Below are 26,353 nucleotides of genomic sequence, written 5' to 3'. Positions count from 1 at the left end.
GATCGCCTCAGGCCGCGCTGCGCGCGCGCTCGAAGGCGTCTAGTGTCTTTTTACGTGCATCCTTATGTTCCACGATTGGCGCGGGATAATCGAGTTTCTTGTTATTTTTCTTCGCCCAAACCTGCGGTTGATGAATGTCACTCTCTGGCACGTCTTTCAGCTCTGGCAGCCACTGGCGGATAAATTCGCCTTTTTCGTCGAAGCGTTCACCCTGGGTAGTGGGATTGAAAATACGGAAATAAGGTGCCGCGTCGGTGCCGGTGGAAGCCGCCCACTGCCAGCCGCCGTTGTTGGCCGCCAGATCCCCATCGATCAGTTGCTGCATGAAGTAGCGCTCACCGTCATGCCAGTCGATCAGCAGATCTTTCACCAGGAAGCTGGCAACGATCATACGCAGGCGATTATGCATCCAGCCCAGCGTATTGAGCTGACGCATTGCCGCATCGACGATGGGATAACCGGTTTTACCCTGCTGCCACGCGGTGAGGTGCGCCTCGTTTTTCTGCCACTGGACGTTATGCGTCCACTCCACAAACGGCTGATGCTTGCACAACGCCGGGAAGGCCACCATCAGATGACGATAAAACTCGCGCCAGATCAGTTCATTCAGCCAGGTAAAGGCTTTGCCTTCGTTCAGTGCATCAGGATGTTCTTTTAGAATACGATGCAGGCATTGACGCGGAGACAGCACCCCAATCGCCAGATACGGCGATAAGCGGCTGGTACCATCTAATGCCGGCAGATCGCGCACGTCGGGATAGTGCGCAACCGATTGTTTGCCGAAATGGCGCAATTGCTTCAACGCTGCCTCTTCTCCAGCCGGAAACAGCGATGCATCAAAATCTTCCAGCGGATAATCAAAAGCAGGGATTTTCTTACCCGCACTGACCGGCGCATCACCGCGTGATTTCGGTGCATGATGACACTCCGGTAACCCTTGATGCAGTCGACGAACAAAGGCGCGACTAAACGGCGTGAAGACTTTGAACATGGTGTGATTGCCGGTCTGCACGCTGCCAGGTGACAATAACAGGCTGTCATCAAAGCCCTGGCAAATCACGCCCTGAGCATCAAGACGCTTTTCAGCGGCCACATCACGTTCGCGCTCGTTAATCTCGTACTGATAGTTGTAATAGAGCTCATCCACTTGCTGCTGGTCGCAAAACTCACTCAGGTAATCTACCGAAGCGGCAAAGTCGTCGCACTGATGGTAATGCAACTGAATGCCGCGCTCGGCCAGTGAATTTTGCAATAAACACAGATTCTGGTGAATAAAAGCCGCCTGCTTCGGTGCCATATGGTGTTGCTGCCACTGTTTAGGCGTGGCAATAAACAGCGCCAGCACTCTGGCATGGCTGTCGCGGCAAGCGGCAGCCAGCGCAGTGTTGTCATTGATGCGCAAATCGTTACGCAACCAGACTAAGTGGGTGGTCATAATGCTCCGGAATTATTGACCGTAGCGCAGACGCAGCGCTTCCGGGTAGGGATCAAAGTAACGTTGCTGCGCCAGCCACGGATGCGGGTATTCCGCCATGTAGTGTTTCAGCATAGTGATGGGAACCAACAGCGGCTGGACGCCAGTGCGATAACGATCGATTAACTGCGCCAGTTCCTGACGCTGCGGGGATGACAATTGTGGTCGGAAGTAGCCCTGCACATGCATCAGCACATTGGTGTGATTACGACGCGACGCTTGATGTGACATCAAATGCATCAGGCGAATCCGGTATTCATAGGCGTAATTATCCAGCGAATCCCACTGCTCCATCGCGGCCACAAATCGCCCCATTTCACGATACTCATCCTGTGCATGCGACAGCAGCAGCAACTTGTATCGACTGTGGAAGGCGATCAGCTTGTGGCGGGTTAAACCGCTGCGCCACATTTCATTAAATTCATGTAATGCGTAAACGCGACTGATGAAGTTTTCGCGAATAGCGTCGTCATGCAGACGCCCATCCTCTTCCAGCGGCAGCCATGGCATCTCCTTTTGCAGAAAGGCAGTGAAAACACCGGTGCCCGCTTTACGATTGTCATTGGTATCGGGCTGATAGACGCGTACGCGCTCCAGGCCACAGCTCGGTGATTTTGCGCAGAGAATGTAGCCACAAAGATGATGCAATGATTTCACGCGATCGGCCGACCAGCGCTCCATCTCATCCGTTACCTCTTGCCCGCCATCTTTACTGAAGCAAAGGTGAATTTGATCATCTGACTCCTTAACCAGACGCAGTGCGGGACGCGGCGTGGGCAAGCCAATTGCCATTTCCGGACACACTGGTTCAAAGCGGATAAAGGGTGTCAGTTCTTCGGTTGCAAAAGCGAAACGCTTGTGGCCACCGTCAAAACGGACCTTATCCCCAAGCAGGCAAGCACTGATACCAACCGGAATTTTTTCGCTCATACTTGTACAACCTCCAAAATCTTGTAGAGGTTTAAGTGTAGCTGAAACGGCGAGGGATAACAGCGGGTAACCGGGGAATACCGATAAAGTTTAGAATAAAAAAACCCGGCGCTTCATTGAAGCTGCCGGGTTCTTAGAGAGTTGAGAGAGCGCTTACCAGTGAATGCTGCCTATCGCTTCTGTCTGCGCCAGCCAGACTGGCTTGGTGCTGGTCTTACACCAGATGCGGTGCAGATAACTGTAGAAACGAGCACGATCCTGGCGGAACAGCATGACGGGCAAGGCAAGTATGCCAACCAATACCGCCAGCACACGGCGCAACACGATTTTATAAAGTGGATATGCCTGATACATGATTGCCTCCTGGGGTAAATTTTGCGTTGAAATGTGATCTGCCTCAGATATTACGCTTAGTTGTGTAATTTTACTACTCATCCGACCACTAATTTTGGTCTTTTTTTGTGCTTTTCGGCATTGCCTGAAAGTAAGTTACACAATTGTAAACAGCGAGATATTACGAGGTTACAAACATCATGACGGACGCGGTGTCCGATTCTTGATAAAGTGCCGTGTTAACTTTACCTGTGGCAGGAGTCAGCGTGACGACCATCTTGATTGTTGAAGATGAAAAAGAAATTCGCCGTTTCGTGCGCCTGGCGCTGGAAAGCGAAGGTCTGAAAATTGTGGAAGCGGAGCAATTACAGCGCGGGCTGATTGAAGCGGCTACGCGAAAGCCGGATTTGGTGATCCTCGACCTTGGACTGCCCGATGGTGACGGCAACGACTTTATTCGTGAAGTGCGTCAGTGGAGCAGCATGCCAGTGATTGTGCTGTCTGCGCGCAGTGATGAGCAGGACAAAATCGATGCACTGGATGCCGGTGCTGATGACTATCTGACCAAGCCGTTTGGCATTGGCGAGCTGCTGGCCCGCGTGCGCGTGGCGTTGCGTCGCCATCAAAGCAACCAGCCTGAACCGATAGTGAAATTTGGTGAAGTGAGTGTCGATCTGGCCGCGCGCCGCGTGCTGCGTAACGAACAGGAAATTCATCTGACGCCCACCGAGTTTCGCCTGCTGAGTTTGTTGCTGAACAATGCCGGAAAAGTGCTGACGCAGCGTCAGTTACTCAATCAGGTCTGGGGGCCGAATGCGGTGGAGCACAGCCACTATCTGCGCATTTATATGGGACATCTGCGCCAGAAGCTGGAAACCAATCCCACGCAGCCGAGCCATCTGCTGACCGAAACCGGTATCGGCTATCGGTTTATGCCATAAAAAAACGACCCATGTTGTTACGTGGGTCGTTCTATGAAACCGCGTGAAAAGGCGCACATAGCGCGCCTCAACGTTTAATTACGCGTTTTTCAGCACTTCGCTGACAATCTCTACCGCTTCTTTCTCGATCTGCTGGCGATGCTCAGCGCCGAGGAAGCTTTCACAATAGATTTTGTAGGCGTCTTCGGTGCCTGACGGACGTGCAGCAAACCAGCCGTTCTCCGTCATCACTTTCAGACCGCCGATTGACGCGCCGTTGCCTGGTGCCGCGGTCAGACGTGCAGTAATCGGATCGCCCGCCAGTGTGTCAGCACTCACCATTTCTGGTGACAGCTTAGACAGTGCAGCTTTTTGCGCAGAGGTCGCCGGCGCCTGCAGACGGTTATAGCTCGGCGCACCAAAGCGTTCAGCCAGTTCGTCATAGTGCTGCTGCGGATTCTTGCCGGTAACGGCGGTGATTTCCGCTGCCAGCAGACACAGGATGATACCGTCTTTATCGGTTGACCAGGCTGAGCCATCGAAGCGCAGGAAGGAAGCACCCGCACTCTCTTCGCCGCCGAAACCGAAGCTGCCATCAAACAGGCCATCAACGAACCATTTGAAGCCAACTGGGACTTCAACCAGCTTGCGGCCGATATCATTCACTACGCGGTCAATCATCGCGCTGGAGACCAGCGTTTTACCCACGGCCACATCTTTGCCCCACTGCGGGCGATGCTGGAACAGGTAATTGATGGCCACGGCCAGATAGTGGTTCGGGTTCATCAGACCAGCAGGCGTGACGATGCCGTGACGGTCGTAATCCGGGTCGTTACCGAACGCCAGATCGAACTTATCTTTGTACGCCAGCAGACCGGCCATCGCGCACTCAGAAGAGCAGTCCATACGCACCACGCCATCTTTATCGAGATGCATGAAGCGGAAAGTCTGATCGACAGCATCATTAACGATGGTCAGATCCAGCTTGTAATGCTCAGCGATGCGCTGCCAGTAAGCGATACCGGAACCACCTAGCGGATCAACGCCGATTTTCAGGCCCGCTTTCTGGATTGCCGGGAAGTCGATGACCTCAGCCAGACCTTCCACATACGGTTGAATCAGATCCTGCTCAACGATATGGCCGCTCGCCCAGGCCTGATCCAGCGGCAGACGTTTCACGTCGTTCAACTCGCCTTTGATCAGCTGGTTGGCGCGGTCTTCCACCACTTTGGTGACGTTGGTATCAGCCGGGCCACCGTTTGGCGGGTTGTACTTGATGCCACCATCTTCTGGCGGGTTATGCGAAGGCGTGATTACGATGCCGTCCGCCTGCGCACCACCACGTTTGTTGTGTTCCAGAATGGCATTGGAGATCGCTGGCGTTGGCGTGTAGCCATTATCCTGCTGCACGATCACATCCACACCGTTCGCTGCCAGCACTTCCAGCACTGACAAGATCGCCGGCTCAGACAATGCGTGAGTATCTTTACCCACGTAGCACGGACCGGTGATGCCATTCTTTTTGCGCTCTTCTGCGATGGCTTGCGCAATCGCCAGAATGTGCACTTCATTGAAGCTTTGACGTCCCGCGCTGCCGCGGTGGCCAGAAGTGCCAAATTTCACCGCATGGTCCGGGTTCGCCGCATCGGGCTTCAGGACGTAATACTGCGAGGTTAATTGTGCAACGTTAATCAAATCGCTCTGCTGGGCAGGCTGCCCGGCACGGGGGTGATTGGCCATTGGCGCTTCTCCCTGACGCTTCAGTTTAAATGGTGCCGCGAACTTTCTCTGTCAGTTCCTGTGGGAACTGCATAGCCAGCATGATGTGTTCCACCATGCTGCATTTGCGGCCTGTATTGGTATTGGTGATCACCCAGTACGGCGTGCCGGGAACGTGCTTCGGCTTAGTATGGGTGCCATTTTGCAGCAGCGTGTGCTCGTCGCCCGCGAAGTAAACACGAGTGCGGCCCTGCAACGAGGCAGTGGCTTCAGCAAATGCAGCTGGATCAAGACGATAGAGCGTTGACAATACCAGCATAAAGCGATTAACCGCCTTATTCTGCTCGGCATACTCATCGGAAAGCAGCAGTTCACGCACGGCACGTACGCGATCCTGAGGACGCGCTTCGTTACGCGCTGGCTGTGCTTCTTTAGCCGCCGTCGTAGCGACAGGTGCCACAGGTGCACTCTGACCCGCGGTAAACTTCAGCATGCGGCGCAAAATATCCGATGCGCTTTCACCAATGTGTTGCGTGTGGCTGGCAATATAACGGTAGAGTTCTTCGTCAACTTCAATCGTTTTCATCTTATTCCGTACAATTCTGGCAAATGACAGAACCACGCATTATTGCAACGGCCTTAGCAAAATCGAGCAGTGCAAAACGTGAGCGGGCTCTAACATAAGGATTATAAAGTTAAATCCGTGGCAGCCGATAGCGCTGGCGTCGTTTCAGGGCAAAAGTCGGAATATGCCCTAATGCCTGGCCGGCTGGCTCCTGGACAGGTGAATCCATGATACCCTAAGCCAAGGTCACAACCGTAAGAACTTTAGCCATGATTTTGAACGCCCGTCTGCAAACTGAACAATCTACCCCTGAAGCTCCCCCTATTCTGTTAATTCATGGCCTTTTTGGCAGCCTGGATAACCTTGGCGTGCTGGCGCGCGGCGTACGAGATGCTCGCCCCACGTTGCAAGTGGACGTGCGCAACCATGGTTTATCTGAGCGCAGTGAGGTGATGAATTATCATGCTATGGCACAAGATATCGTGGAGACGCTGGATGCACATCAGATAGAACGTGCCGGCGTGATAGGCCACTCGATGGGCGGTAAGATCGCCATGGCACTGAGTGCGGTGGCACCGGAACGTATCGAGAAGATGGTGCTGATTGATATCGCCCCCGTGGATTATCAAACTCGTCGTCACGATGAGATCTTTGCCGGCATTCGTGCGGTCACTGCTGCAGGCGTAGCGCGTCGCAGTGAAGCGGCGGAAGTGATGCGTCAACATGTCGCTGAAGAGGGGGTGATTCAGTTTATTCTCAAGTCTTTCGTGGACGGCGAATGGCGCTTTAATGTGCCGGTGCTGTGGGACCACTACACCACCATTTCTGGCTGGGAAGAGGTTCCGGTCTGGCCACATCCCGCATTGTTTATTCGCGGTGGCGACTCCCCTTACCTCGACAATCAGCACCGCGATGCACTGTTGCGCCAGTTCCCGCAGGCGCATGCGCACGTCATCAGCGGTGCCGGTCATTGGGTGCACGCTGAAAAACCTGATGCAGTATTGCGCGCAGTTCGCCGCTTTTTTAACCTGTAAAAGCAAAAGCTTGCCGTTTACGGTTTAGGGTTGGCGTCACAGAGTGCGCTGAAGTATGATGTCGCGCTAAAAATTTGCCGCGGATGATTTTTTCACCGCGGTCGGGCCGATAATGTATAAATCGCGCAGCGCCTTTCCGCCGTTCGCGCCCACTCAGTTTCACAAATCATGGCAAAAGAACAGACAGACCGTACCACGCTTGATCTTTTTGCAGACGAGCGGCGTCCCGGTCGCCCTAAAACCAGCCTGCTGACACGTGACGAACAGTTGCGTATCAACAAACGTAACCAGCTCAAGCGCGATAAAGTGCGAGGGCTGCGTCGTGTCGAGCTGAAAATGTCCAGCGAGGCGGTTGACGCCTTGAATACGCTGGCCGAGCAACAAAACATCAGCCGCAGCGAATTGATTGAACAAATGCTGCTGGCACAACTCAAACTGTCTTAGCGCGCTGACCGCACGCAGGAACACAAAGTTCAGGCTTTACTCGTTCCGCCCTTTTCAACGGTCTGCTATCATTCGCTAACATGTGCAGTCAATTGACTTACTTTCACAATCAGGCTTTAAGAGGTTACTTAACCCATGGCAATCGTAGGCATTTTCTTCGGCAGCGATACCGGCAACACTGAAAACATTGCAAAAATGATCCAGAAACAACTGGGTAAAGATGTCGCCGAAGTGCATGACATTGCTAAGAGCACCAAAGAAGATCTCGCAGCGTTCGACATCCTGCTGCTGGGCATTCCTACCTGGTATTACGGCGAAGCACAGTGCGACTGGGATGACTTCTTCCCTACTCTGGAAGAGATCGACTTCAACGGCAAACTGGTGGCACTGTTTGGCTGTGGCGACCAGGAAGATTATGCAGAGTACTTCTGTGATGCGATGGGCACGATTCGCGACATCATTGAGCCAAACGGCGCGGTGATTGTCGGACACTGGCCGACCGAGGGCTATCACTTTGAAGCCTCAAAAGGTCTGGCAGACGACAAACACTTCCTCGGCCTGGCGATTGACGAAGATCGTCAACCTGAGCTGACCAATGAACGTGTTGACGCCTGGGTGAAGCAGATTTTTGATGAACTGCAGTTAAAAGAGATCATCGAAGCCTGATGCCTCGCCGCCCCAATGTGAGCGCTGGCTCACATTGGGGCAAAGGAATTTCCTATAAAAATAATAGTCAGGGTTTTTTAACTTTTCCCCGCAAATCTGTAGAATACCCGCAATGGTCATCCGCTTATTCCTCTGATTGTTGACTGAGGCTGAGTGAAATGGAAATCCAAACCACACTGTTCCGCGCTAACGTAGCGATATTTATCCTTACGAATTTTGTTGATTTGCGCGACACCCTGGTTTTCATTTCACTGCTTGAGTTCTATAATGAGACGCAAATGAGAATACGCGTGACCTAAACATTCAAGGCCCCTGCGCCGTAAGTGACATGCAAAGTAACAGGACAATATCCGAATGACTGACAACAACTCCGCATTGAAGAAGGCTGGCCTGAAAGTCACTCTGCCAAGATTGAAAATTTTGGAAGTGCTTCAGGGACCTGGCCCCGAGTCCCATCACGTCAGTGCGGAAGATTTGTATAAGCGCCTGATCGATATGGGCGAAGAGATTGGCCTGGCAACGGTATATCGCGTTCTTAACCAATTTGATGACGCGGGTATCGTCACCCGTCATAACTTCGAAGGCGGAAAATCCGTATTCGAACTGACTCAGCAACATCATCATGACCACTTGATCTGCCTGGATTGTGGCAAAGTGATCGAATTCAGCGATGAATCAATCGAAACGCGTCAGCGTGAGATTGCGACTCGCCATGGTATCAAACTCAGCAACCACAGCCTGTACCTGTACGGTCACTGTGCACTGGGAGACTGCCGCGAAGACGATACGCTCCACGATAAGTAATTGAGTGTGCTATGCAATATAAAAAAACCGGTGCTTGTCACCGGTTTTTTTATGCCTGTTATCAAGCGATAAAGGTTTCGTGCAGATAACGCCAGCGGGGAATGGTAGTGCTGCAATCCAGTACAGCCAGAGAAATGCGCGTTTGATTGGTGCCGTTCAACATTTGTAACTCACGATATTGAATCGTCACTTCATCACTCTGTTGCGAAATGATGACATGCTCACTGGTGGCAATGCGCATTCCTTCCCGCTGACCGTGCAGTTTGCGAAACAGCACTTCTGTCTCATTCAGATCCAGCTGCTTACCCAGCGGGGTGACCATTTTGAAATCCGGGTGAAAGTATGACAAAAGCAGTTCCATGCTGTCATCACTGCCTTCTGCCTGGTTAAAAACACGTTCAATAAGCTGATGTAATACCACCACGCTATGCTTAGCTTCCAGGGCGAGACTTGTCATTTTTTTTCCTTTGATAACCCGCAGAGCTCTGTTGAGAGCGCATAGCCTACCTGAAATACAATTTTTCACACTCGCAAATGGGTTAATTTTGCTAAAGTCAGAATTGTCGCAAAATGAGACAATAAGCACACTTTACCGCCTTCAGCATAATTGATTGCCCAGGGCGGATTACAGGCAATAAAAAAGGGCGATTGCTCGCCCTTTCATGATCATATTGTGCTATCGACGAATGACATTACTCGCCAATTTTCGCGAAGGTATCGCGTAGCCCCACCGTACGGTTAAACACCGGCTTACCGGGCTGCGAATAAACGCTATCGGCACAGAAGTAGCCTTCGCGTTCAAATTGATACGCAGCCGTTACCGCTGCATCTCGCAGACCAGACTCGACGAAGCCCTGTTTGATTTCCAGCGAATTTGGGTTGATGGTGGTCAGGAAATCCTCAGCCGCGGCCGGATTTGGCACGCTGAACAGGCGATCGTAAAGACGGAACTCCGCAGGCAGCGCGTGAATGGCAGAAACCCAATGGATAACCCCTTTCACTTTGCGGCCGTCTGCCGGATCTTTACTCAGCGTGTCCACATCACAGGTGGCGTAGATGCAGGTGATATTACCCTCTTCATCTTTCGCTATGCGCTCCGCGCGAATCACGTAAGCATTACGCAGACGCACTTCTTTACCCAACACCAGGCGCTTGTACTGCTTGTTAGCTTCTTCACGGAAGTCAGCACGATCAATCCACACTTCGCGGCTGAAAGGTACTTCACGCGTGCCCATTTCCGGTTTATTCGGATGATTAGGCATGGTCAGCGTTTCTTCATGACCAGCTGGCAGGTTTTCGATCACCACTTTCAGCGGATCAAGCACGGCCATCGCACGCGGGGCGTTTTCATTGAGATCGTCACGAATACAGGATTCCAGCGACGCCATCTCAACGATGTTGTCCTGCTTGGTCACGCCGATACGGCGGCAAAACTCACGAATGGAAGCCGCGCTGTAACCACGACGACGCAGACCAGAAACGGTCAGCATACGGGGATCGTCCCAGCCTTCCACCACTTTCTCGGTGACCAGCTGCGTCAGCTTACGCTTCGACATCACCGCGTATTCCAGATTCAGACGCGAGAATTCGTACTGACGCGGATGCTGAGGAATGGTGATGTTATCCAGCACCCAATCGTACAGACGACGGTTGTCCTGGAACTCCAGCGTACACAGTGAGTGCGTAATTCCTTCGATGGCATCCGAAATGCAATGCGTAAAGTCGTACATCGGGTAGATGCACCACTTGTTACCGGTCTGATGGTGATCGGCAAACTTAATGCGGTACAGCACCGGATCACGCATCACGATGAAGCTGGATGCCATGTCGATTTTGGCACGCAGACAGGCTTTACCTTCTTCGAAACCGCCATCACGCATTTTCTGGAACAGCGCTAAGTTCTCATCCACGCTGCGATCGCGGTACGGGCTGTTTTTGCCAGGCGCAGTCAGAGTGCCGCGATATTCACGGATCTCTTCCGCCGACAACTCATCAACGTAAGCCAGACCTTTATTGATCAGCTCAACGGCGTAATTAAACAGTTGGTCGAAGTAGTCTGAGGAGTAACGAATGTTGCCGCTCCACTCAAAGCCCAGCCATTGCACGTCACGCTTGATGGATTCAACGAACTCCAGGTCTTCTTTCACCGGGTTAGTGTCGTCAAAACGCAGGTTGCACTGTCCTTGATAATCTTGGGCGATACCAAAGTTCAGGCAGATAGATTTCGCATGGCCAATATGCAGGTAACCATTGGGCTCAGGCGGGAAACGGGTATGCACACTGCTGTGCTTACCGCTCGCCAAATCTTCGTCGATGATCTGACGAATAAAGTTCGTTGGGCGGGCTTCAGCCTCACTCATCTCAAAATCCTCAAAACAATAGCGGGTGATTTGTACCACGAAGTAACGGAGTATGATCCACAAAGCGCAGGAGGGAAACAACCGTTTGTTGGTCGTTTTAAAACAAAAAAGGCAGGAATTGCTTCCTGCCTTCTGACTAAATCACAAGGACTTAGTTTTTCACTTCATACAGCGGTGTCACACCTGCAACCACCGAACCGCTTGCCAGCAGATTCAGTCCGGCGAAATCATCGCTGTTGCTGACGACCACCGGGCTAATCATTGAGCGCGCGTTGGCGTTGAGGAAGTCCAGATCCATCTCCAGAATCGGCTGACCGGCGGTGACGGTTGCACCCTCTTCCACCAGACGTGTGAAACCTTTACCTTCCAGCGCGACGGTGTCCAGACCCATGTGCACCACGATCTCGACGCCGTTGGCCGCTTCCAGACAGAACGCATGGTTGGTGTTGAAGATTTTCACCACGGTACCGGCAATTGGTGCCACCACCGTTTTGTCGGTTGGCTTGATTGCCAGGCCATCACCCACGGCTTTGCTGGCGAAGGCTTCATCCGGCACGGCATCCAGTGAGACGATCTCACCGGTCACCGGTGCCACCAGCGTAGCGATGACTGCTTTTTCGGTGTTCAGCACGGCTTGTGGTTTTGCCGCGACGGGTGCAGCAGCGGCTGCAGGAGCGGAAGCCGCCGCAACCGGGCCTTTGCTCAATACCGTTTTCATAGCGGTGGCGATACTTTCAGCCTGCGTACCGACAATTACCTGTACGCTTTGCTTGTTCAGTCGAATCACACCGGATGCGCCTAAACGTTTCGCCACGCCTTCATTCACCTGAGCAGAGTCTTTAACGTTCAGACGCAGACGGGTGATACAGGCATCGATGTTGGTCAGGTTGTCTGAACCGCCGATGGCTGCAATGTAACGACGTGCCAGTGATTCTGTCTGGCTTTCACCGTTACCGCTATGGTCGACGTTGACGTCGTAGCCGTCAGTTTCATCGCCCGCAGACAATTCACGACCCGGCGTCATCAGATTGAATTTCTGAATAGTGAAACGGAACACCACATAGTAGATGGCGAAGAACACCAGGCCCTGTGGGATCAGCATCCACCAATTCACTGCCAGCGGGTTACGCGTTGACAGCACCATATCCACCAGCCCGGCACTGAAGCCGAAGCCGGCAATCCAGTGCATGCTCGCCGCGATAAATACGGAGATACCCGTCAATACCGCATGGATCACATACAGCACTGGCGCTACGAACATGAAGGAGAATTCCAGCGGTTCAGTGATACCAGTGAAGAAGGCCGCGAACGCAGCAGCCAGCATGATACCACCGACTTTAGCGCGGTTTTCTGGGCGTGCGCAGTGGAAGATAGCCAATGCTGCACCCGGCAAGCCAAACATCATGATCGGGAAGAAGCCCGCCTGATAGCGACCGGTGATGCCCGGGATACCCGTGCCATTAGCGATAGATTGTGCACCGCCGAGGAACTTAGGAATATCGTTAATGCCTGCCACGTCAAACCAGAACACGGAGTTCAGTGCGTGATGCAGACCGACCGGAATCAGTAAGCGGTTAAAGAAGGCATACACGCCTGCACCCACCGAGCCCATTTTCTGAATGTGCTCACCGAAGTTCACCAGGCCGCCGAAGATGATTGGCCAGATGTACATCAGGATGAACGCCACGACGATCATCAGGAAGGAGACGAGGATCGGCACCAAACGTCGGCCACTGAAGAACGACAGCGCTTTGGGCAGCTCAACATGACTAAAGCGGTTGTACACTTCAGCGGAGAGAATACCGACCAGGATACCCACGAACTGGTTATTGATCTTGCCGAAGGCAGCAGGCACCTGATCGACCGGGATCTTCTGAATCATCGATACGGCGGCTGGCGAACAGAGTGTCGTCACCACCAGGAAGCCGACGAAGCCGGTTAACGCGGCCGCACCATCTTTATCTTTCGACATACCGTAAGCCACACCAATGGCAAACAGCACGGACATATTTTCGATAATGGCAGAACCCGACTTGATCAACAGTGCTGCCAGCGCATTACCTGCACCCCAGCTATCTGGATCAATCCAATACCCTACCCCCATCAAGATTGCCGCTGCCGGCAGTGTCGCTACCGGCACCATAAGCGCGCGGCCGACCTTTTGCAGATATCCTAAAATACTCACCTTTTTCTCCCCCTATGAGACTGGCGTTTTGCCGTAGCGCGGGTTGATTTTATTATCCCTACGCTCGGTACCTTGATGACATCTTTCACCACGAGGCGCAGTGTAAAGATAAATTAATTCGCCTCGCAAATTAAAACCACAGTAACTGTGACTTTAATCACCATAATGGACGTTTATTCCTGCGAAATGCTAGCCACCACCACAAACTTATTTTATGATGAAAAATATCAAGTCGCACTTTTCCCTGCTGGTTACGCTTAAACGGATTACGCTTAATGGCAGCAACCTAAACCAGCATCGGCGACAACATTTTCCTAATCTTAATTGAGGTGAAGACATGAGACTGATCCCTTTGGCCACACCGACCCAGGTGGGTAAATGGGCTGCACGCCACATTGTTAACCGCATTAACGCGTTTAAGCCTAGCGCAGAACGTCCCTTCGTGCTGGGCTTGCCCACCGGCGGTACGCCGCTGGAAGCTTACAAGCACCTGATTGACATGCACAAAGCGGGCCAGGTTAGTTTTAAGCACGTGGTGACCTTCAATATGGACGAATACGTCGGCCTGCCAAAAGAGCATCCTGAAAGCTACCATAGCTTCATGTATCGTAACTTTTTCGATCACGTTGATATCCAACCAGAAAATATCAATCTTCTGAATGGCAATGCACCAGATATTGACGCAGAATGTCGCCAGTACGAAGAGAAGATGCGCGCTTACGGTAAAATTAACCTGTTTATGGGCGGCGTCGGTAACGATGGGCACATTGCTTTTAATGAACCAGCCTCCTCCCTTTCATCCCGTACGCGTATCAAAACCCTGACGCACGATACCCGTTTAGCCAACTCACGCTTCTTTAATGGCGATGTCGATCAGGTACCAAAATACGCCCTGACCGTGGGTGTGGGTACGCTGCTGGATGCCGAAGAAGTGATGATTCTGGTGACGGGCCATCTGAAAGCACAGGCGTTGCAGGCTGCCGTGGAAGGCAACGTTAACCATATGTGGACCATCAGCTGCCTGCAGTTGCATGCGAAATCCGTGGTGGTGTGTGACGAGCCAGCTACCATGGAACTCAAAGTGAAAACCGTGAAATATTTCCGCGAAATGGAAGCGGAAAATATGAAGGGTGTGTGAAAACACGTTGTGAAAAACCTGCCGCTTTAAAGTGGCAGGCTTAGCCGGGAGAGAAAAACGATGTACGCATTAGTGAACGGCCGGATTTTTACTGGTCATGAAATTCTGGACAATCATGCAGTGGTGATTGCGGATGGCCTGATTGAGCGCGTGTGCCCACGAGATGCGCTTGACGCAACGATTGCACAGCAGGATGTGGCTGGTGCGTTTATCGCTCCCGGATTTATTGATTTGCAGCTCAACGGCTGCGGCGGTGTGCAGTTTAACGATGATATCGACGCACTGAGCGTCGAAACGCTGGAAATCATGCAGCGTGCCAATGAAAAATCAGGCTGCACCAGCTATCTGCCAACGTTGATCACCAGCACCAATGAACTGATGAAGCGTGCCATTGAAACCATGCGCGCCTACCAGGCCAAACATCAGAATCAGGCGCTGGGTTTGCATCTTGAAGGCCCCTGGCTGAACAAAGCCAAAAAAGGCACTCACAACCCAGATTTGATTCGTCTGCCCGATGCAGAGATGGTGGACTTTCTCTGCGCCAACGCGGATGTGATCACCAAAGTCACGCTGGCGCCAGAAAATGCCGGTGCTGAAGTAATAGGCAAACTGCGTAACGCTGGCATTATTGTGTCTGCGGGACATTCAAATGCCACTTATGAAGAAGCCAAAGCGGGTTTTAGTGCGGGTGTCTCTTTTGCTACTCATCTCTATAATGCCATGCCGACCTTCGCCGGACGTGAGCCTGGTCTGATCGGTGCGCTGTTTGATTCACCTGATGTATACTGCGGCATCATTGCGGATGGTTTACATGTCCACTACGCTAACGTGCGCAATGCAAAGCGCATCAAAGGTGACAAGCTGGTGTTGGTAACGGATGCGACCGCACCGGCCGGCGCGTCGATTGATCAATTCATTTTTGCAGGCAAAACAATATACTATCGCGACGGCCTTTGCGTTGACGAAAACGGTACCCTGAGCGGTTCTGCGCTGACTATGATTGAAGCAGTGCAGAACAGCGTCGAACATTGCGGTATCGCGCTGGATGAAGCATTGCGCATGGCAACGCTCTACCCAGCTCAGGCAATGGGTGTGGAAAAACAGCTGGGTTCAGTGACAGCAGGAAAAGTCGCTAACCTCACTGTCTTTACCCGCGATTATCAAATCACTAAGACGTTAGTCAATGGAGACGACGTCCTCAGCGAGTAAGTACTGAATGACCACTGGCGGCCAGACTCAAATAGGAAATGTCGATCTTGTCAAACAACTCAATAGTGCAGCCGTTTATCGGCTAATTGATCAACAAGGGCCGATATCGCGTATACAGATTGCCGATCTCAGCCAGCTTGCGCCCGCCAGCGTCACGAAAATTACCCGCCAGCTTATTGAGCGCGGCCTGATCAAAGAGGTAGAGCAACAAGCCTCTACCGGTGGTCGCCGCGCCATTTCCATCATTACCGAAACCCGTCACTTTCATACCATCGGCGTTCGCTTAGGGCGCAATGATGCCACGCTGACGCTGTTTGACCTGAGCGGCAAATCGCTGGCGCAGGAAGACTATCCGCTGCCTGAGCGCACCCAGGAAACGCTGGAGAATGCGTTGTTCAATGCCATCACGGCATTTATGGCGGCGCATCAACGCAAAATTCATGAGCTGATTGCGATTGCGGTGATTCTGCCAGGCCTGGTAGACCCGATTAATGGCATTATTCGCTATATGCCGCATATCACCGTGAGCCACTGGCCACTGGTGTCCAGCCTGCAAAAACGCTTCAACGTCACCAGCTTTGTTGGCCACGATATCCGCAGTCTGGCGCTGGCGGAGCACTATTTCGGTGCAAGTCGCGATTGCGCAGACTCCATTCTGGTGCGTTTACATCGCGGTACCGGCGCGGGGATCATCGCCAATGGCCATATTTTCCTCGGCAGTAACGGCAACGTCGGCGAGATTGGTCATATCCAGGTCGACCCTTTGGGCGAACGCTGCCATTGCGGCAACTTTGGCTGTCTGGAAACCATCGCGGCTAACGGCGCGATTGAAAATCGCGTGCGCCATCTGCTCAATCAGGGCTACCCAAGCACGCTGACGCTGGATAACTGCCTGATGCCGCAAATCTGTCGTGCCGCTAATCAGGGTGACGCACTGGCGTGCGAAGTAATCGAGTACGTAGGTCGCTACCTCGGGAAAGCGATTGCGATTGCCATTAACCTGTTCAATCCGCAAAAGGTGGTGTTGGCGGGGGAAATCACCGACGCAGACAAAGTCCTGTTCCCGGCGATTGAAGGTTGCATTAATACCCAGGCACTGAACGCGTTCCGTAAAAATCTGCCGGTGGTGCGCTCTGAACTGGATCATCGCTCAGCGATTGGCGCCTTTGCCCTGGCAAAACGCGCGATGCTGAATGGTATTTTGCTGCAGCATCTGCTGGAAGAATAACTGAAGCCTGCCGCCTGGCGGGCCCGACCGGAAGCCAATATGACCATCAAAAGCGTAATCTGTGACATCGACGGCGTGTTGATGCACGACAACACAGCCGTGAAAGGCGCGAATGAGTTTCTGCAGCGCATTCTCGAAAAAGAGATGCCGCTGGTAGTGCTGACTAACTATCCGTCGCAAACTGCCCAGGATCTGGCGAACCGCTTTGCCAATGCAGGCGTTGAGGTGCCGGATTCGGTGTTCTATACCTCCGCCATGGCAACCGCCGATTTCCTGCGCCGTCAGGAAGGTAAAAAAGCCTATGTGATTGGCGAAGGTGCATTGATCCACGAATTGTATAAGGCGGGATTCACCATCACTGATGTGAACCCCGATTTCGTCATCGTCGGCGAGACGCGCTCGTTCAACTGGGAAATGATGCACAAGGCTGCGTTCTTTGTCGCTAGCGGCGCACGCTTTATCGCCACCAACCCGGATACGCATGCGCGCGGCTATGTGCCGGCTTGTGGCGCGCTCTGTGCTGGTATTGAAACCATTTCCGGTCGCAAGCCGTTTTATGTTGGCAAGCCGAGCCCTTACATCATGCGCGCGGCGTTGAATAAGATGCATGCCCATTCGGAAGAAACCGTGATTGTCGGCGATAACCTGCGCACCGATATTCTGGCCGGCTTCCAGGCCGGGCTGGAAACCATCCTGGTGCTCTCCGGGGTTTCAACGCTGAGTGACATTGATGCGATGCCGTTCCGACCGGACTGGATTTATCCTTCAGTAGCCGATATCGATCTCTTCTAAGTCTTCACTATCGCGTTTACTTATCGCCCTGCCCGCACGCTGTGTGAGCGGGGCGTTTGTTTTTACATCCCTTTAGGGTGATTTTGTGCAGCGGCAATTGCACAGGAAATCATCCAAAACGCCAATTCATTAGACGCCATCTAATTTAATTGCCATTTAATTAGATAAAATTTAATTTTTAAGCCATCACAACAATCTTTTTATCAAAAGATCGCAATATTGCTTGCGTTAACACCACCAGATAGCGCATTTTCTTATACATCACGCAGTCAAGGCTGCCGGACAAACGTAGAAATAACATCGCCGCAAGGTGAGATCAGGAGTCAGTTATGTGTTCGATTTTTGGTGTGCTGGATCTGAAATCCGATCCTGTTGAACTGCGCAAGAAAGCGCTGGAGTGTTCCCGTCTGATGCGTCACCGTGGCCCGGACTGGTCTGGTGTCTATGCCGATGACAAAGCCATTCTGGTGCATGAGCGCCTGTCGATTGTTGACGTTAACAACGGTGCACAGCCGCTGTACAACGCTGACCACACCCACGTACTGGCCGTGAACGGCGAGATCTACAACCATCAGGCTTTGCGTGCTGAACTGAGCGATCGTTATGCGTTCCAGACCGGTTCTGACTGCGAAGTGATCCTCGCGCTGTACCAGGAAAAAGGCCTCGATTTCCTTGATGACCTGCAAGGCATGTTCGCCTTTATTCTGTGGGACAGCGTGAAACAGCAATATCTGATTGGCCGTGACCACATCGGGATTATCCCGCTGTACATGGGCAACGATGAGCACGGCAACCTGTTTGTCGCTTCTGAAATGAAAGCGCTGGTGCCGGTTTGCCGCACCATCAAAGAATTCCCGCCGGGAAGCTTCCTGTGCAGCAGCGATGGCGAAATCCGTCGTTACTGGCAGCGTGACTGGATGGATTTCTCTGCGGTTGCAGAGAACACCACCGATGCTGCGGGCCTGAAGCATGCGCTGGAAGAATCAGTGAAAAGCCATCTGATGTCTGACGTGCCATATGGCGTGCTGCTGTCTGGCGGCCTTGACTCGTCCATCATCTCTGCCGTGACCAAGCGCTTTGCCGCGAAACGTGTGGAAGATGAAGATAAAAGTGATGCCTGGTGGCCACAGCTGCACTCCTTTGCTGTCGGTCTGGAAGGTTCACCAGATTTGAAAGCCGCTAAATCCGTGGCTGAGCATCTGGGTACGGTGCACCATGAAATCCACTTCACCGTGCAGGAAGGTCTGGATGCGATTCGCGATGTGATTTACCACATCGAAACTTATGACGTCACGACGATTCGCGCCTCCACGCCAATGTACTTGATGTCACGTAAAATCAAGGCGATGGGCATCAAAATGGTGCTGTCAGGTGAAGGCGCGGACGAAGTGTTTGGCGGCTACCTGTACTTCCACAAAGCGCCAAACGCTCAGGAATTCCACGAAGAGAACGTGCGCAAACTGCTGGCCCTGCACATGTTTGACTGTGCGCGTGCCAACAAAGCGATGTCGGCATGGGGCGTTGAAGCACGCGTACCCTTCCTCGACAAGAAATTCCTCGATGTGGCGATGCGCATCAACCCGGAAGACAAACTGTGCGGCAGCAACGGCAAAATGGAAAAACACATTCTGCGTGAATGCTTCTCTTCTTACCTGCCGGAAAGTGTCGCATGGCGTCAGAAAGAGCAGTTCTCGGATGGCGTAGGCTACAGCTGGATCGATAGCCTGAAAGAAGTGGCCGCGAAGCAGGTCACCGATCAGCAGTTGTCTACCGCGCACTTCCGCTTCCCGTACAACACGCCGAACTCGAAAGAAGCGTATTTGTACCGCGAAATCTTTGAAGAGCTGTTCCCGATTGCCAGCGCTGCAGAGTGTGTACCGGGCGGTCCATCCGTTGCCTGTTCTTCAGCGAAAGCCATTGAATGGGATGAAGCCTTCAAGAACATGGATGACCCTTCAGGTCGTGCTGTCGGTGTGCATCAGTCCGCCTACAAATAAGCTTGTGAATGAGTAGGATAAGGGGTCTGAATAGGCCCCTTTTTGTTTTTATCGTCGATGTTGCGATCGAAAACTGCTGAATAAATCGCCACCCTGGTTACAAGCCAGTCAAACAGGCGTTTTAAGGCAAAAAACGGCAAAAAACTTGTTGACGCTACAAAGCTCAATACGCATAATGCGCCCCGCAACGCCGATGAAGGTTAGCGAAAAAAGATGGCTACGTAGCTCAGCTGGTTAGAGCACATCACTCATAATGATGGGGTCACAGGTTCAAATCCCGTCGTAGCCACCATCTTTTTTTTCGCGGGAGTGGCGAAATTGGTAGACGCACTAGATTTAGGTTCTAGCGCCGCAAGGTGTGCGAGTTCAAGTCTCGCCTCCCGCACCATTTCAGTCTCGGCAGCCGGATGGGGTATCGCCAAGCGGTAAGGCACTGGTTTTTGATACCAGCATTCCCAGGTTCGAATCCTGGTACCCCAGCCAATCCGATATTTACTCGTGGATACGAGTCGACAGATGGGATATCGCCAAGCGGTAAGGCACCGGTTTTTGATACCGGCATTCCCTGGTTCGAATCCAGGTATCCCAGCCATTATCGGAAGTAATAAGCAGTAAACTCAGGCTACGTAGCTCAGCTGGTTAGAGCACATCACTCATAATGATGGGGTCACAGGTTCAAATCCCGTCGTAGCCACCAAATTTTTGGGGTGTCGCCAAGCGGTAAGGCTCTGGTTTCTGATACCAGCATTCCGGGGTTCGAATCCCTGCACCCCAGCCATATTTAAGAAGAATTTGTAACACCATTAATTGGGGTGTCGCCAAGCGGTAAGGCTCTGGTTTCTGATACCAGCATTCCGGGGTTCGAATCCCTGCACCCCAGCCAATTAAAGACAATTTGAAAACGCATTATTGGGGTGTCGCCAAGCGGTAAGGCTCTGGTTTCTGATACCAGCATTCCGGGGTTCGAATCCCTGCACCCCAGCCAAATTGCACAATAAAGCCCGCTTTTGCGGGCTTTATTGTTTTCTGCATCCGGGTAAAGCAAAGAGCGCCTTGCGACGCTCTGACACTTACAAGCCCAACGCGTATTTCAGCGCCTTGCGTTTCAACGCTCCGGCATTCTCCGCCGCAATCAATGCCAGATTTCGTGCAAATCGCAACGGTGAAAGCGTATTGCTGAAGGCAAAATAGAACAAATCCATTCCACCCTGCATCAGCAAATTATCTTTATAGCGTTGACGATGATAGCGCTGTAACACCACATCAGATGACCACAACTGTGCCTGGCTGCGCGCATCAACCAGTGTATTGATTAAGGCATCAACATCACGATACCCGAGATTCACGCCCTGTCCCGCGAGGGGATTGATGGTGTGTGCCGCATCTCCCACCAGCGCTAATCCTGGCAAGACATAGCGCGAAGCGTGGCGACGCACCAGCGGGAATGAGGCTGCCTTCTTCACCCGAATCCGCCCTAAGCGTGCCGGGAAGTGGGCATGAATCTCTTTTTCAAGCTGTGACAATGGCATTGCCTGTAGCTGGCGAATACGCGCCGGTGCGTCATACCACACCAGAGAGGCGTGATGATCAAACAGCGGCAGGAACGCGCGTGGTCCCTCTGGCGTGAATTGCTGCCAGGTCGAATCCCCAACTTCCTGCTCGCACTCGACGCTGATCAGCATACAGGACTGGGCATATTGCCACCCACGTACCCCAATCCCCGCCAGTTGGCGCGCGCGCGAGTTAGCACCATCAGCACCCACCACCAGACGTGTATCCAGCGCGGTGCCATTATCCAGTTGAACATGCCAACCGCCGCTGTGCGATTGAAGCTGTTGCAGGCTGGCGGGACAGATCAGCGTGATGCCCTCTTCCTGCATCTTTTCCCACAGCGCACGTTGCAGCACGCTGTTTTCCACCATATATCCCAGCTCTGGCAGGCCCAGCGAGGCAGCATCAAAGGTCACATGCGCACTTTGCCACTCCCAGGTTTCGAGTTTACGGTAAGGCGCGCAACGCATCGCCTTTACGCGCTCCCACACATCCAATTGACGCAGCAGTGCCACCGACGAAGCACCGATAGCAGAAATGCGCACATCGGGCGGGCTTGCGGCATCAAACACAGTGGGTTCGGCGCGTTCAATCACCGCCACGCGAAATTGCTGCTGTGCCAGGCCACAGGCAAGCGCCGCGCCCACCATGCCGCCACCCACCACCACCACATCAAAATGTGAATCCTGCATTGACTCTAATCCTTCTGCTTGCCGTGATAGCTCACGTCATCACGTTGATAGATAAAGTGTACCGGAAATTGGCTGCACAATCTCAGGCCCTGCTGTGCTGGTCACAACAGCAGCAAAGCATTACAATACGCGCCCTGCACTTCCCTGCACTGAATCAATGGCTAGTTCGATGACCAAAAAACTGCATATTAAAACCTGGGGCTGTCAGATGAATGAGTACGATTCATCAAAGATGGCCGATCTGCTGAACAGCACACACGGTTACACCCTGACCGAAGACGCTGAAGAGGCCGACGTATTGCTGCTCAACACCTGCTCGATCCGTGAGAAGGCGCAGGAGAAGGTTTTCGCCCTGTTAGGACGCTGGAAGAAATTGAAAGCGATAAATCCTGACGTGATTATTGGCGTCGGCGGCTGTGTCGCTTCGCAGGAAGGCGAACGTCTGCGTGAACGCGCCAACTGCGTGGATATTGTGTTTGGCCCACAGACGCTGCATCGCCTGCCAGAGATGCTTAATCAGGTGCGCGGGACGAAAAGCCCGGTGATTGACATCAGCTTCCCGGAAATCGAGAAATTTGACCGCTTACCGGAACCGCGCGCAGAAGGCCCGACTGCCTTTGTGTCCATTATGGAAGGCTGCAACAAATATTGTACTTTCTGCGTGGTGCCTTATACGCGCGGCGAGGAAGTGAGCCGTCCGTGTGACGATATTCTGCTGGAAGTTGCGCAACTGGCCGCGCAGGGCGTGCGAGAAGTGAACTTGCTGGGTCAAAACGTTAATGCCTATCGCGGCACGACCTTTGATGACCAAATCTGCAGCTTCGCGGAACTGTTGCGTCTGGTGGCGGCCATTGATGGCATCGACCGCATCCGTTTCACCACCAGCCATCCCATTGAATTCACCGATGACATTATCGATGTCTACCGGGACACGCCAGAGCTGGCGAGCTTCCTGCACTTACCGGTACAGAGCGGTGCCGATCGTATCCTGACGCTGATGAAGCGTGCACACACCGCGCTGGAATACAAAGCCATCATCCGTAAGCTACAGAAAGCCCGCCCGGATATTCAGATGAGTTCAGATTTCATCATTGGTTTCCCTGGCGAAACGCAGCAGGATTTTGAACAGACCATGAAACTGGTGGGCGACGTGAATTTCGATGTCAGCTTCAGCTTCATCTATTCGGCACGTCCGGGTACCCCTGCCGCTGATTTGCCTGACGATGTTTCCGAAGAAGAGAAAAAGCAGCGCCTGTATATTCTGCAGGATCGCCTCAATCAGCAGGCGATGGCCTGGAGCCGCCGCATGCTCGGTACCACGCAGCGTGTGCTAATAGAAGGCATCTCACGTAAAAATGTGATGGAGTTGACCGGACGCACCGACAACAACCGCGTGGTAAACTTCGAAGCGCCTGTGGAGATGATCGGCAAGTTTGTTGACGTGGAAATTGTCGATGTTCATGCCAACTCGCTGCGCGGCAAACTGATCCGCACCGAAGATGAAATGGCGTTACGCGTCAGCCTCAGCCCCGATGCCGTGATAGCCCGCACACGCCGCGAAAATGACATCGGCGTAGGTCTTTACCAGCCTTGATGCCCCCTCGCTTTGCGCGGCAGTGCACAAGGTGCTGCCGCCTGTTTCATCCCGTACCCCTTGCATTCCGCCTGCAACGCCCAAATATCGCTTTTGCAACTTGCAGCCGGGCCTTGCCCCATAAATAATTCCGTATAGATGCTTATCTCTGTGATGAAGCATTGGATACATCTTCTTCAACTGGCCCTGAGTGACCCAAAGGATTCAATTGAATATCGAAACTCGTGAAATCGCCCTTGAACCGGCCGATAACCGCCGACTGATGAGCCTGTGCGGTCCGTTTGATGACAATGTGAAGCAGCTGGAAAAACGTCTCGGTGTCGAAATCAACCGCCGGGACAATCACTTCAAACTGGTGGGCCGATCGCTCAGTGTCGACGCGGCCATCAATATTCTGCGCGACCTGTACGTGAGCACCGCGCCTGTGCGTGGCCAAATCCCGGATATTGAACCGGACCAGGTGCATCTGGCGATCAAAGAGAGCCGTGTACTGGAGCAAACCGCCGAAAGCGTGCCGGAGTTTGGTAAAGCCATCCACATCAAAACTAAGCGCGGTGTGATTAAGCCTCGTACGCCTAACCAGGCGCAGTACGTGGCGAACATCCTCGACCATGACATCACCTTTGGTGTGGGTCCTGCGGGGACCGGTAAAACCTATCTGGCGGTTGCCGCTGCCGTTGATGCACTGGAACGTCAGGAAATTCGACGTATTCTGCTAACGCGTCCTGCGGTTGAGGCCGGTGAGAAACTGGGCTTCCTGCCGGGTGACCTGAGCCAGAAAGTCGATCCTTATCTGCGTCCACTCTACGATGCCCTGTTCGAAATGCTCGGCTTTGAGCGCGTGGAAAAGCTGATGGAGCGCAACGTTATCGAAGTGGCTCCGCTGGCTTACATGCGCGGCCGTACGCTCAATGACGCCTTTGTGATTCTCGATGAAAGTCAGAACACCACCACCGAACAGATGAAGATGTTCCTGACCCGTATCGGCTTCAACTCCAAAGCGGTGATCACCGGTGACGTCACGCAGATTGACCTGCCGCGCAGCACCAAATCCGGCCTGCGCCATTCCATTGAAGTATTGGCGGAAGTTGATGAAATCAGCTTTAACTTTTTCCACAGCGAAGACGTGGTGCGTCATCCGGTTGTCGCACGTATCGTGAATGCTTATGAAGCGTGGGAAGAAGCCGACCAGAAACGCCGTGACAAACTGGCAGAAGAGCGCAAGCGTGAAACGCTGGCGACTCAACTTGCTACCCCATCCAGCCCGCAGGAGCCTTCATGAGCGCGGTGATTTTAGATCTACAGTTGGCTTGTGCCGATGAAAATGGCCTGCCAGCCGAAACCGCTTTCCAGCGCTGGCTAGAAGCCGCAGTAACGCCTTTCCAGCCGGAAAGTGAAGTGACCATCCGTCTGGTGGATGAGGCAGAGAGTCATGAGCTTAATCTGACTTATCGCGGTAAAGATAAGCCGACCAACGTGCTCTCTTTCCCGTTTGAAGCGCCACCAGGGATTGAGCTGCCACTGCTGGGCGATCTGATTATTTGTCGTCAGGTTGTTGAGCAAGAAGCGGAAGAACAAGGCAAAACCGTTGAAGCCCACTGGGCGCATATGGTGGTCCACGGCACGCTACATCTGCTGGGCTATGACCATATTGAAGATGAAGAAGCCGAAGAAATGGAGGCGCTGGAGACCGAGATAATGCTTGCTCTTGGTTATCCTGACCCGTACATTTCGGAGAAAGAAGACGCCTGAGCCCATTAGGTTCAGGTTATTGCGCTGCTGGCGCGGATGCCAGCAGTTACTTTCCCTCACCAGAGAGAACGAAATAATAACGCCATGAGCGACGACCATTCTCAAAACAGCGACGCACCCAGTAGTAAAAAGGGATTTTTCTCCCTGTTAATTAACCAACTTTTTCACGGTGAACCTAAAAACCGTGATGAGCTACTGGGACTGATCCGCGATTCTGAGCAAAAAGAGCTGATCGACCAGGATACCCGCGACATGCTCGAAGGGGTACTGGATATTGCCGAGCAGCGCGTGCGTGACATCATGATCCCGCGCTCCCAGATGATCACCCTTAAACGCAACCAAAGCCTTGAAGAGTGCCTTGCGGTCATTATTGATTCCGCCCACTCACGCTTCCCGGTAATCAGCGAAGATAAAGACCACGTCGAAGGCATTTTGATGGCCAAAGACCTGCTGCCGTTTATGAGCAGCGCGTCTGAGCCTTTCAGCATTGAGAAAGTGCTGCGCACCGCCGTGGTGGTACCTGAAAGTAAGCGTGTCGACCGCATGCTGAAAGAGTTCCGTTCCCAGCGCTATCATATGGCGATCGTCATTGACGAATTCGGCGGCGTTTCCGGACTGGTCACGATTGAAGACATCCTCGAATTGATTGTCGGCGAAATTGAAGATGAGTATGACGATGAGGAAGATCGTGATATCCGTCAGTTGAATCGCCACACCTACACAGTGCGTGCGCTTGCGCCTATCGAAGATTTTAACGAGGTATTTGGTACCAGCTTCAGTGATGACGAAGTGGATACCATTGGCGGTCTGGTGATGCAGGGATTCGGCCACCTTCCCGCGCGCGGTGAGAGCATCGACATTGATGGTTACCAATTCAAAGTCGCGATGGCCGACAGCCGCCGTATCATCCAGGTGCATGTGAAAATTCCGGAAGATTCTCCACAACCGCAACTCGAAGACGAATAA

23 protein-coding genes and 8 tRNA genes are annotated in these 26,353 nt (G+C 52.8%); 22 read left to right on the top strand and 9 right to left on the bottom strand.

Annotation, left to right across the window (positions count from 1 at the left end; translation table 11 throughout):
• Nucleotides 1-7: 7 nt before the first annotated feature.
• From phrB to LBW88_RS00440, 3 genes are all read right to left on the bottom strand, one after another.
• On the bottom strand, nt 8-1,435 hold the full coding sequence (gene phrB / locus LBW88_RS00450; protein ID WP_224930058.1) for a deoxyribodipyrimidine photo-lyase: 1,428 nt from the start codon (nt 1,433-1,435) through the stop codon (nt 8-10).
• Nucleotides 1,436-1,447: 12 nt separating this feature from the next.
• Nucleotides 1,448-2,404: a YbgA family protein gene (locus LBW88_RS00445; protein ID WP_224930061.1), complete on the bottom strand. Its 957-nt coding sequence runs from the start codon at nt 2,402-2,404 to the stop codon at nt 1,448-1,450.
• Nucleotides 2,405-2,557: 153 nt separating this feature from the next.
• Entirely contained in the window at nt 2,558-2,758 is a 201-nt protein-coding gene (locus tag LBW88_RS00440) for a YbfA family protein (protein ID WP_200578570.1), read from the bottom strand.
• Between the two features lie 245 nt (nt 2,759-3,003).
• Between LBW88_RS00440 and kdpE the strand changes: the two genes are divergently transcribed.
• Nucleotides 3,004-3,678 carry a two-component system response regulator KdpE gene (gene kdpE / locus LBW88_RS00435; protein ID WP_224930064.1) on the top strand — a complete coding sequence of 225 codons (675 nt, stop codon included), beginning with the start codon at nt 3,004-3,006 and terminating at the stop codon, nt 3,676-3,678.
• A gap of 78 nt (nt 3,679-3,756) precedes the next feature.
• On the opposite strand, the gene pgm is transcribed toward kdpE, so the two are convergent.
• Both pgm and seqA read right to left on the bottom strand, forming a co-directional pair.
• Entirely contained in the window at nt 3,757-5,397 is a 1,641-nt protein-coding gene (pgm, locus tag LBW88_RS00430) for a phosphoglucomutase (alpha-D-glucose-1,6-bisphosphate-dependent) (protein ID WP_224930066.1), read from the bottom strand.
• Nucleotides 5,398-5,422: 25 nt separating this feature from the next.
• On the bottom strand, nt 5,423-5,962 hold the full coding sequence (gene seqA, locus LBW88_RS00425) for a replication initiation negative regulator SeqA (protein ID WP_224930069.1): 540 nt from the start codon (nt 5,960-5,962) through the stop codon (nt 5,423-5,425).
• Between the two features lie 248 nt (nt 5,963-6,210).
• On the opposite strand from seqA, the gene ybfF reads away from it, so the two are divergent.
• The 4 genes from ybfF to fur all read left to right on the top strand — a co-directional run bounded on the left by ybfF (nt 6,211) and on the right by fur (nt 8,889).
• On the top strand, nt 6,211-6,975 hold the full coding sequence (gene ybfF / locus LBW88_RS00420) for an esterase (protein WP_224930073.1): 765 nt from the start codon (nt 6,211-6,213) through the stop codon (nt 6,973-6,975).
• A gap of 168 nt (nt 6,976-7,143) precedes the next feature.
• Entirely contained in the window at nt 7,144-7,419 is a 276-nt protein-coding gene (gene ybfE / locus LBW88_RS00415; protein WP_034829114.1) for a LexA regulated protein, read from the top strand.
• A gap of 135 nt (nt 7,420-7,554) precedes the next feature.
• On the top strand, nt 7,555-8,085 hold the full coding sequence (gene fldA, locus LBW88_RS00410; protein WP_034829111.1) for a flavodoxin FldA: 531 nt from the start codon (nt 7,555-7,557) through the stop codon (nt 8,083-8,085).
• A gap of 354 nt (nt 8,086-8,439) precedes the next feature.
• Nucleotides 8,440-8,889 carry a ferric iron uptake transcriptional regulator gene (gene fur / locus LBW88_RS00405; RefSeq protein WP_007890672.1) on the top strand — a complete coding sequence of 150 codons (450 nt, stop codon included), beginning with the start codon at nt 8,440-8,442 and terminating at the stop codon, nt 8,887-8,889.
• A gap of 61 nt (nt 8,890-8,950) precedes the next feature.
• Here the strand turns inward: fur and LBW88_RS00400 are convergent, their stop codons facing one another.
• From LBW88_RS00400 to nagE, 3 genes are all read right to left on the bottom strand, one after another.
• The gene (locus LBW88_RS00400) at nt 8,951-9,346 is read right to left on the bottom strand and encodes a hypothetical protein (protein ID WP_224930076.1); all 396 of its coding nucleotides are present in this window, start codon (nt 9,344-9,346) and stop codon (nt 8,951-8,953) included.
• A gap of 235 nt (nt 9,347-9,581) precedes the next feature.
• Nucleotides 9,582-11,249: a glutamine--tRNA ligase gene (gene glnS / locus LBW88_RS00395; protein ID WP_224930079.1), complete on the bottom strand. Its 1,668-nt coding sequence runs from the start codon at nt 11,247-11,249 to the stop codon at nt 9,582-9,584.
• Between the two features lie 151 nt (nt 11,250-11,400).
• The gene (gene nagE, locus LBW88_RS00390) at nt 11,401-13,428 is read right to left on the bottom strand and encodes an N-acetylglucosamine-specific PTS transporter subunit IIBC (protein ID WP_224930331.1); all 2,028 of its coding nucleotides are present in this window, start codon (nt 13,426-13,428) and stop codon (nt 11,401-11,403) included.
• Between the two features lie 343 nt (nt 13,429-13,771).
• Between nagE and nagB the strand changes: the two genes are divergently transcribed.
• The 13 genes from nagB to LBW88_RS00325 all read left to right on the top strand — a co-directional run bounded on the left by nagB (nt 13,772) and on the right by LBW88_RS00325 (nt 20,783).
• Nucleotides 13,772-14,572: a glucosamine-6-phosphate deaminase gene (gene nagB / locus LBW88_RS00385; RefSeq protein ID WP_224930082.1), complete on the top strand. Its 801-nt coding sequence runs from the start codon at nt 13,772-13,774 to the stop codon at nt 14,570-14,572.
• A gap of 60 nt (nt 14,573-14,632) precedes the next feature.
• Nucleotides 14,633-15,781 carry an N-acetylglucosamine-6-phosphate deacetylase gene (nagA, locus tag LBW88_RS00380; protein ID WP_224930085.1) on the top strand — a complete coding sequence of 383 codons (1,149 nt, stop codon included), beginning with the start codon at nt 14,633-14,635 and terminating at the stop codon, nt 15,779-15,781.
• A 7-nt stretch (nt 15,782-15,788) separates the two neighbouring features.
• The gene (nagC, locus tag LBW88_RS00375) at nt 15,789-17,009 is read left to right on the top strand and encodes a DNA-binding transcriptional regulator NagC (RefSeq protein WP_224930088.1); all 1,221 of its coding nucleotides are present in this window, start codon (nt 15,789-15,791) and stop codon (nt 17,007-17,009) included.
• A gap of 39 nt (nt 17,010-17,048) precedes the next feature.
• The gene (locus LBW88_RS00370) at nt 17,049-17,801 is read left to right on the top strand and encodes an HAD-IIA family hydrolase (RefSeq protein WP_100702388.1); all 753 of its coding nucleotides are present in this window, start codon (nt 17,049-17,051) and stop codon (nt 17,799-17,801) included.
• A 329-nt stretch (nt 17,802-18,130) separates the two neighbouring features.
• Nucleotides 18,131-19,798: an asparagine synthase B gene (gene asnB, locus LBW88_RS00365; protein ID WP_224930091.1), complete on the top strand. Its 1,668-nt coding sequence runs from the start codon at nt 18,131-18,133 to the stop codon at nt 19,796-19,798.
• 215 nt (nt 19,799-20,013) lie between these two features.
• Nucleotides 20,014-20,090: transfer RNA gene (locus LBW88_RS00360), tRNA-Met, on the top strand.
• An 11-nt stretch (nt 20,091-20,101) separates the two neighbouring features.
• Nucleotides 20,102-20,186, top strand: a tRNA-Leu gene (locus LBW88_RS00355).
• 20 nt (nt 20,187-20,206) lie between these two features.
• Nucleotides 20,207-20,281 (top strand) — tRNA-Gln (locus LBW88_RS00350).
• 34 nt (nt 20,282-20,315) lie between these two features.
• Nucleotides 20,316-20,390 (top strand) — tRNA-Gln (locus LBW88_RS00345).
• 28 nt (nt 20,391-20,418) lie between these two features.
• A tRNA-Met gene (locus tag LBW88_RS00340) sits at nt 20,419-20,495 on the top strand.
• Between the two features lie 6 nt (nt 20,496-20,501).
• Nucleotides 20,502-20,576: transfer RNA gene (locus LBW88_RS00335), tRNA-Gln, on the top strand.
• 30 nt (nt 20,577-20,606) lie between these two features.
• Nucleotides 20,607-20,681 (top strand) — tRNA-Gln (locus LBW88_RS00330).
• 27 nt (nt 20,682-20,708) lie between these two features.
• A tRNA-Gln gene (locus LBW88_RS00325) sits at nt 20,709-20,783 on the top strand.
• 85 nt (nt 20,784-20,868) lie between these two features.
• Here LBW88_RS00325 and ubiF read toward each other — a convergent pair.
• Nucleotides 20,869-22,041 (bottom strand): 3-demethoxyubiquinol 3-hydroxylase, encoded by a 1,173-nt coding sequence (ubiF, locus tag LBW88_RS00320; RefSeq protein WP_224930094.1) that lies wholly within the window; start codon nt 22,039-22,041, stop codon nt 20,869-20,871.
• A gap of 169 nt (nt 22,042-22,210) precedes the next feature.
• Here ubiF and miaB point away from each other — a divergent pair, with 169 nt between their 5' ends.
• The 4 genes from miaB to corC all read left to right on the top strand — a co-directional run bounded on the left by miaB (nt 22,211) and on the right by corC (nt 26,353).
• Nucleotides 22,211-23,635, top strand: a complete 1,425-nt coding sequence (gene miaB, locus LBW88_RS00315) for a tRNA (N6-isopentenyl adenosine(37)-C2)-methylthiotransferase MiaB (protein ID WP_224930097.1) — start codon at nt 22,211-22,213, stop codon at nt 23,633-23,635.
• A 208-nt stretch (nt 23,636-23,843) separates the two neighbouring features.
• Nucleotides 23,844-24,917: a PhoH family protein gene (locus LBW88_RS00310; RefSeq protein ID WP_224930100.1), complete on the top strand. Its 1,074-nt coding sequence runs from the start codon at nt 23,844-23,846 to the stop codon at nt 24,915-24,917.
• Entirely contained in the window at nt 24,914-25,387 is a 474-nt protein-coding gene (gene ybeY, locus LBW88_RS00305; protein ID WP_224930103.1) for an rRNA maturation RNase YbeY, read from the top strand. Before LBW88_RS00310 ends, ybeY begins: the two co-directional genes overlap by 4 nt.
• 84 nt (nt 25,388-25,471) lie before the next feature.
• Nucleotides 25,472-26,353 (top strand): CNNM family magnesium/cobalt transport protein CorC, encoded by an 882-nt coding sequence (gene corC / locus LBW88_RS00300; protein ID WP_034829075.1) that lies wholly within the window; start codon nt 25,472-25,474, stop codon nt 26,351-26,353.

This window comes from Pantoea sp. alder81, from assembly GCF_020179835.1.
Taxonomy (GTDB): domain Bacteria; phylum Pseudomonadota; class Gammaproteobacteria; order Enterobacterales; family Enterobacteriaceae; genus Pantoea.
This window is presented reverse-complemented; position numbering and strand designations above follow the sequence as displayed.

Excerpts from the sequence above, each read along its gene's own strand:
- phrB (WP_224930058.1), bottom strand. The coding sequence starts at position 1,435 with ATGACCACCCACTTAGTCTGGTTGCGTAACGATTTGCGCATCAATGAC.
- LBW88_RS00445 (WP_224930061.1), bottom strand. The coding sequence starts at position 2,404 with ATGAGCGAAAAAATTCCGGTTGGTATCAGTGCTTGCCTGCTTGGGGAT.
- LBW88_RS00440 (WP_200578570.1), bottom strand. The coding sequence starts at position 2,758 with ATGTATCAGGCATATCCACTTTATAAAATCGTGTTGCGCCGTGTGCTG.
- pgm (WP_224930066.1), bottom strand. The coding sequence starts at position 5,397 with ATGGCCAATCACCCCCGTGCCGGGCAGCCTGCCCAGCAGAGCGATTTG.
- seqA (WP_224930069.1), bottom strand. The coding sequence starts at position 5,962 with ATGAAAACGATTGAAGTTGACGAAGAACTCTACCGTTATATTGCCAGC.
- ybfF (WP_224930073.1), top strand. The coding sequence starts at position 6,211 with ATGATTTTGAACGCCCGTCTGCAAACTGAACAATCTACCCCTGAAGCT.
- ybfE (WP_034829114.1), top strand. The coding sequence starts at position 7,144 with ATGGCAAAAGAACAGACAGACCGTACCACGCTTGATCTTTTTGCAGAC.
- fldA (WP_034829111.1), top strand. The coding sequence starts at position 7,555 with ATGGCAATCGTAGGCATTTTCTTCGGCAGCGATACCGGCAACACTGAA.
- fur (WP_007890672.1), top strand. The coding sequence starts at position 8,440 with ATGACTGACAACAACTCCGCATTGAAGAAGGCTGGCCTGAAAGTCACT.
- LBW88_RS00400 (WP_224930076.1), bottom strand. The coding sequence starts at position 9,346 with ATGACAAGTCTCGCCCTGGAAGCTAAGCATAGCGTGGTGGTATTACAT.
- glnS (WP_224930079.1), bottom strand. The coding sequence starts at position 11,249 with ATGAGTGAGGCTGAAGCCCGCCCAACGAACTTTATTCGTCAGATCATC.
- nagB (WP_224930082.1), top strand. The coding sequence starts at position 13,772 with ATGAGACTGATCCCTTTGGCCACACCGACCCAGGTGGGTAAATGGGCT.
- nagA (WP_224930085.1), top strand. The coding sequence starts at position 14,633 with ATGTACGCATTAGTGAACGGCCGGATTTTTACTGGTCATGAAATTCTG.
- nagC (WP_224930088.1), top strand. The coding sequence starts at position 15,789 with ATGACCACTGGCGGCCAGACTCAAATAGGAAATGTCGATCTTGTCAAA.
- LBW88_RS00370 (WP_100702388.1), top strand. The coding sequence starts at position 17,049 with ATGACCATCAAAAGCGTAATCTGTGACATCGACGGCGTGTTGATGCAC.
- asnB (WP_224930091.1), top strand. The coding sequence starts at position 18,131 with ATGTGTTCGATTTTTGGTGTGCTGGATCTGAAATCCGATCCTGTTGAA.
- ubiF (WP_224930094.1), bottom strand. The coding sequence starts at position 22,041 with ATGCAGGATTCACATTTTGATGTGGTGGTGGTGGGTGGCGGCATGGTG.
- miaB (WP_224930097.1), top strand. The coding sequence starts at position 22,211 with ATGACCAAAAAACTGCATATTAAAACCTGGGGCTGTCAGATGAATGAG.
- ybeY (WP_224930103.1), top strand. The coding sequence starts at position 24,914 with ATGAGCGCGGTGATTTTAGATCTACAGTTGGCTTGTGCCGATGAAAAT.
- corC (WP_034829075.1), top strand. The coding sequence starts at position 25,472 with ATGAGCGACGACCATTCTCAAAACAGCGACGCACCCAGTAGTAAAAAG.